Raw genomic sequence first — 4,860 nt, forward strand, 5'->3', positions numbered from 1 at the left:
GCCGCCAGATCCTCCCCGGCGCCGACCTGGCGGCCGGCGGGCGGGACGAGCTGCGCGACGCCCGGGAGCAGGGGCGGATCTGCGGCCTCGCGGTACGCGGGCAACGCGACCTGCAGGCGTCCGCCGCCGCGCATCCCGAGCTGTTCCCCGCCGACCCGTTCGACACCATGCTCTTCGCCAACATCTCGCTGGCCATCGCGTTCGGCGCCCCCTGGTGCACGCCCGCGCAGCTGCGGGCCACCAACCGGACCGTGCTGTGGGGCTTCGCCCTCGACTGGCTGGTCGACCACCGGGCGCGGTCCCGGGCCGAGGTCGACCGGCTCGTCGCCCGCTGCCTCGCGGTGGCCGACGGCGAGCCGCCCGCCGCCGACGACCACCTCGGCGCCTACCTGGCCGCGCTCCAGGACGAACTGGCCACCAGGCCCGCCTTCGCCGCCCACCGTCCGCTGTGGCGGGACCGCCTGCACGCGACGGTGCGGGCGATGGCGCAGGAGTGGGCGTGGAAGGCGGCGTGGCGCTCCGGCGACCGGGCGGCGCTGCCCAGCCTGGACGCGTACCTCGCCAACGCCGACAACCACGCCTGCACGATCGTGAACGTCGCGCACTGGATCTACACCGGGGACGAGGCCACCCTCGCCCGGCTCGACGAGCTGGTGGCGGTCAGCGACGAGGTGCAGCGCGCCCTGCGCCTCGTCAACGACCTCGGCACGTACGAGCGGGACCTGCGCTGGGGCGACCTGAACGCCCTGCTGCTGGTGGAGGACCGCGCCGAGGTGGAGCGGCGCCTCGCCGCCCTCGTGGACGACTGCCGGCGGATGCTCGTCCCGCTCCGCTCGACCTGCCCGCGCGAGGCGGACTACCTGGCCCGGCAGATCGGCTTCAGCAGCGGCTTCTACCAGCTGGCCGACTTCTGGGGGATGGCGTGACGGCGGCCCCGGTCGCGGCCCCCGAGCGGGGCGGCGCCGACCTCGGCGACCGGGCGCTCGTGGCCGCGATGGCGGCCACCCCCGCCGGCACGGTCTCGCCCTCGACGTACGAGACGGCGCGGCTGGTCAGCGACGCGCCCTGGCTGCCGGGACACGCTCGGCGCCTGCGCCACCTCGTGGCCGTCCAGCGGGCCGACGGGGGGTGGGGGGCGCCCGGCGCGTACGGCCTGGTGCCGACCCTGAGCGCGGTGGAGGCGCTGCTGCGCTCCGCGCTCGACCCGGGACGCGCCGACCGGCCGGCGGCGCACCCGCCGCCGGCCGCCGTGGACCGGGGCGTCGAGGCGCTGCGGCGGCTGCTCGCCGCCGACGAGCCCGTGCCGGACATGCCGGGCGTGGACCTGATCGTGCCCGCGCTGCTCGACCGCGTCGACGCGCTGCTGCACCCGGCCGGCGGTGGGCCGTCGAGGTGGGCGCACCTGCCCGCGCTGCCCATGCCGCACGGCATGACCCGGCACCGGTCCGAGGCGGTCGGCCGGCTGCTCGCCGCCGGCCGACCCGTGCCCCAGAAGCTGCTGCACGCCTTCGAGGTGCTCGACGAGCGGACGCGGGACCGCCTGGGCGTCCGGCCCGTCGCCGGCGCCGTCGGCGCCTCGCCCGCCGCCACCGCCGCCTGGCTCGGCGACCCCGCGCGACCGGGCGCGGACCGGGCGGCGATCGACTACCTGACGGCCGCCGTGGCGCCGGCCGACGGGACCGTGCCGTGCACCACGCCCATCACCGTCTTCGAGCGGGCGTGGGTGCTCAGCGGCCTCGCCCGCGTCGGCGCGGCGGTGGACGTCCCCGCCCCGATGGTCGCCGGCCTCGCGGCCGCCGTCGGGCCGGCCGGCGCGGCCACCTCACCCGGGCTGCCGACCGACGCCGACACCACCGCCGTCACGCTCTTCGCGCTGGCCCTGCTCGGCCGCCCGGTCGCCCCCGACAGCCTGCTGGCGTACGACACCGGCGCGCACTTCTGCACCTGGCAGGGGGAGGACGGCGCGTCCGTCACCACCAACGCGCACGTGCTGGAGGCGCTGGGCTGGCACACCCGCCACGCGCCGGGCCGCCCGTACGCCGACGTGGCGGACCGGGTGGCCGGCTGGCTGCTCGACGCCCAGCTCGCCGACGGCCGGTGGACGGACCGTTGGCACGCCTCGCCGTACTACGCCACCGCGAGCGTCGCCGCCGGCCTGGCCGGGCACGCCCCCGCGGTCGCCGCCGCGGCGCTCGACCGGGCGGTCGACTGGGTGCTGGGCACCCAGCGCGACGACGGCTCGTGGGGGCTGTGGGAGGGCACGCCGGAGGAGACCGCGTACGCCCTGCACGTGCTGCTCGGCGCCGGCCGGCCGCCGCGGCCGGGCCTCGGCGTCGTCGTGCGGCGCGCGCTGGCCTTCCTCGACGACCGGCGCGACCCGGCCGGCCACGACACTCCACTGTGGCATGACAAGGATCTCTACCACCCGGTGCTCATCGTCCGGGCCGCCGTCCTGGCGGCCCGGCACCTGGCCCGGATGACCGGCCACGTAGGAGGATGAGGGGCCGCCGGGACGCACGACCGACCGCGCACGGCCATGATCAGCACTGCTTGAGTGATCGTCGCGACACTGCTACCGTGCGCCGGGTCGGTCGATGCGACATGCGCACACCGCCGATCGGATGAATATGGCTCCCCGCCAGGGATGGTTTCAAATGGGTTCCCGCAGCTCCAATCTGCGCCGGAAAGTCGTGGCTCTGCTGGCCTCACTCGTTGCGCTGTGGGCATTCGCGGCCTGGGTGACCCTGCGGGAGGGCGTCAACCTGCTCTGGGTGCAGACGCTCGACAGCCGGGTCGCCGAGCCGGGCGAGCCGCTGGTGCTGGAGTTGCAGGCGGAACGCCGGGCCTCGGCGGCCTACCTGGGCGGCTCCGGCGAGGCCGAGCGGGCCCAGCTCGACGCGCAGTGGCAGCGGACCCAGGGCGTCGCCGACGACTTCCGCGAGTCCGTCAGCGGCTGGCGCGTCGACCTGGCGGCGAGCGACGACGCCCAGCGGCAGATCGACGAGGTCGTCGCGGGGCTCGACCGGCTGGGCGGCGTACGCGAGTCGATCCGCGACCGCCAGGTGGACCGGGCCGCCGCCACCCAGGCGTACACCGACGTCATCGACTCGCTGCTGCGAATGTACGGGGCGCTGGGCAACCTCGACGACGACCAGTTCGCGCAGGAGACCAGCGCGCTGATCCAGCTCGTCCGGGTCCGCGAGCTCATGTCGCAGGAGGACGCCCTGATCACCGGCGCGCTCGCGGCGGGCCGGATGACCCCGGAGGAGACCGCCGCCTTCGCCCGCGCCGTGGGCGCCCAGCGCTACTTCGACGAGCAGACCCGCGCCGACCTCTCCGCCGGCGACCGGGCGCGCTACGAGGCGCTGCGTGGCGGCGAGGCGTACACCGCGCTGCGGACCCTGGAGGACCGGGTGGTCCTCGCCGGGCGGACGGCCGGCGCGCCCCCCGTGTCGGCGGCCCAGTGGCGGGCGGCGGCCGACCCGGCGGTGGAGGAGCAGCAGCGCTTCATCATCGAGGCCGGCGACACGCTCGTGGACCGGGCCGCGCCGATCGCCGCGGGCGTCATCCTCCGGCTGGTCCTGGCCGCCGGCCTCGGCCTGCTCGCCGTCATCGCCTCGATCGTCGTGTCGATCTCCACCGCCCGCTCCCTGGTGCGGCAGCTGGAACGGCTGCGGGAGGCGGCGTTCCGGCTCGCCAACGAGCGGCTGCCCGGCGTGGTGGAGCGGCTCGGCCACGGCGAGGAGGTCGACGTCGCCAAGGAGGCGCCCCCGCTGGAGTTCGGCGACGACGAGATCGGCCAGGTGGGCAAGGCGTTCAACGCCGTGCAGGAGACCGCGATCCGCACCGCCGTCGAGCAGGCCGAGCTGCGCCGCAACGTCCGGGAGGTCTTCCTCAGCCTGGCCCGGCGCACCCAGGCGCTGGTGCACCGCCAGCTCACCCTGCTCGACGCGATGGAACGGCGCGAGCACGACGCCGAGGAGCTGGAGGACCTGTTCCGGGTCGACCACCTGGCGACCCGGATGCGGCGCAACGCGGAGAACCTGATCGTGCTCTCCGGCTCCACCCCGGGCCGGGCGTGGCGGCGCAACGTGCCGATGGTCGACGTGGTCCGGGGCGCGGTCGCCGAGGTCGAGGACTACACCCGGGTCAACGTGCTGCACCTCGGCCCGGTCTCGCTGACCGGGCGCGCGGTGGGTGACGTCATCCACCTGCTGGCGGAGCTGATCGAGAACGGGTTGTCGTTCTCCCCGCCGCACACCACCGTCGAGGTGCGCGGGCAGATGGTGGCGAACGGCTTCGCCATCGAGATCGAGGACCGCGGCCTGGGCATGAGCGAGGAGGACCTGGCCGCCGCCAACCACCGGATCGTGGACCAGTCCGAGCTGAACCTCGCGAACGCCTCCCGGCTGGGGCTCTACGTGGTCAGCCGGCTGACCGAGCGGCACGGCGTGCGGGTGCAGCTCAAGGAGTCCGCGTACGGCGGCACCACCGCCGTCGTGCTGATCCCGGCCGAGCTGGTCACCGCCGACGACGCCGACCCGAGCACCTCGGGCGGCTTCCCGGCCGGCGCCCCGGGCGTCGCCGCCCCGGCGACCGCGGCCCCCACCTCCGCCGCCGAGCGGCCCACCACGGCGCCGGTGGCGCTGGCCGAGCCGCAGGCCGCCCTCCGGCCCGGCCCGGCACCGGAAACCGTCGGCGGGGAGGCCGCCGGCGACGCCCTGCCCACCCGCACGCGCGGCCGCAGCCAGCCGACCGCCGCCCCGGCCGAGGAGCGGCTGCCCACCCGGAGCCGGGGGGCGTCCACGCAGGCGGCCCTGGACGGCCCGACCTTCCCGACCGGCCTGCCGGTGACCGCGG

The 4,860-nt window shown here is 76.6% G+C and carries 3 protein-coding genes; all 3 read left to right on the forward strand.

The annotated features are described in order from the left end of the window. Nucleotides 1–8: 8 nt before the first annotated feature. On the forward strand, nt 9–926 hold the full coding sequence (locus tag ACWENR_RS29640) for a terpene synthase family protein (protein ID WP_452280250.1): 918 nt from the start codon (nt 9–11) through the stop codon (nt 924–926). Continuing rightward, the gene (locus ACWENR_RS29645) at nt 923–2,500 is read left to right on the forward strand and encodes a prenyltransferase (RefSeq protein WP_452280248.1); all 1,578 of its coding nucleotides are present in this window, start codon (nt 923–925) and stop codon (nt 2,498–2,500) included. Before ACWENR_RS29640 ends, ACWENR_RS29645 begins: the two co-directional genes overlap by 4 nt. A 154-nt stretch (nt 2,501–2,654) precedes the next feature. Then, the coding region (locus ACWENR_RS29650) for a sensor histidine kinase (RefSeq protein WP_452280249.1) at nt 2,655–4,860 on the forward strand (2,206 nt) is incomplete at its 3' end.

It is taken from the genome of Micromonospora sp. NPDC004336 (assembly GCF_053602615.1).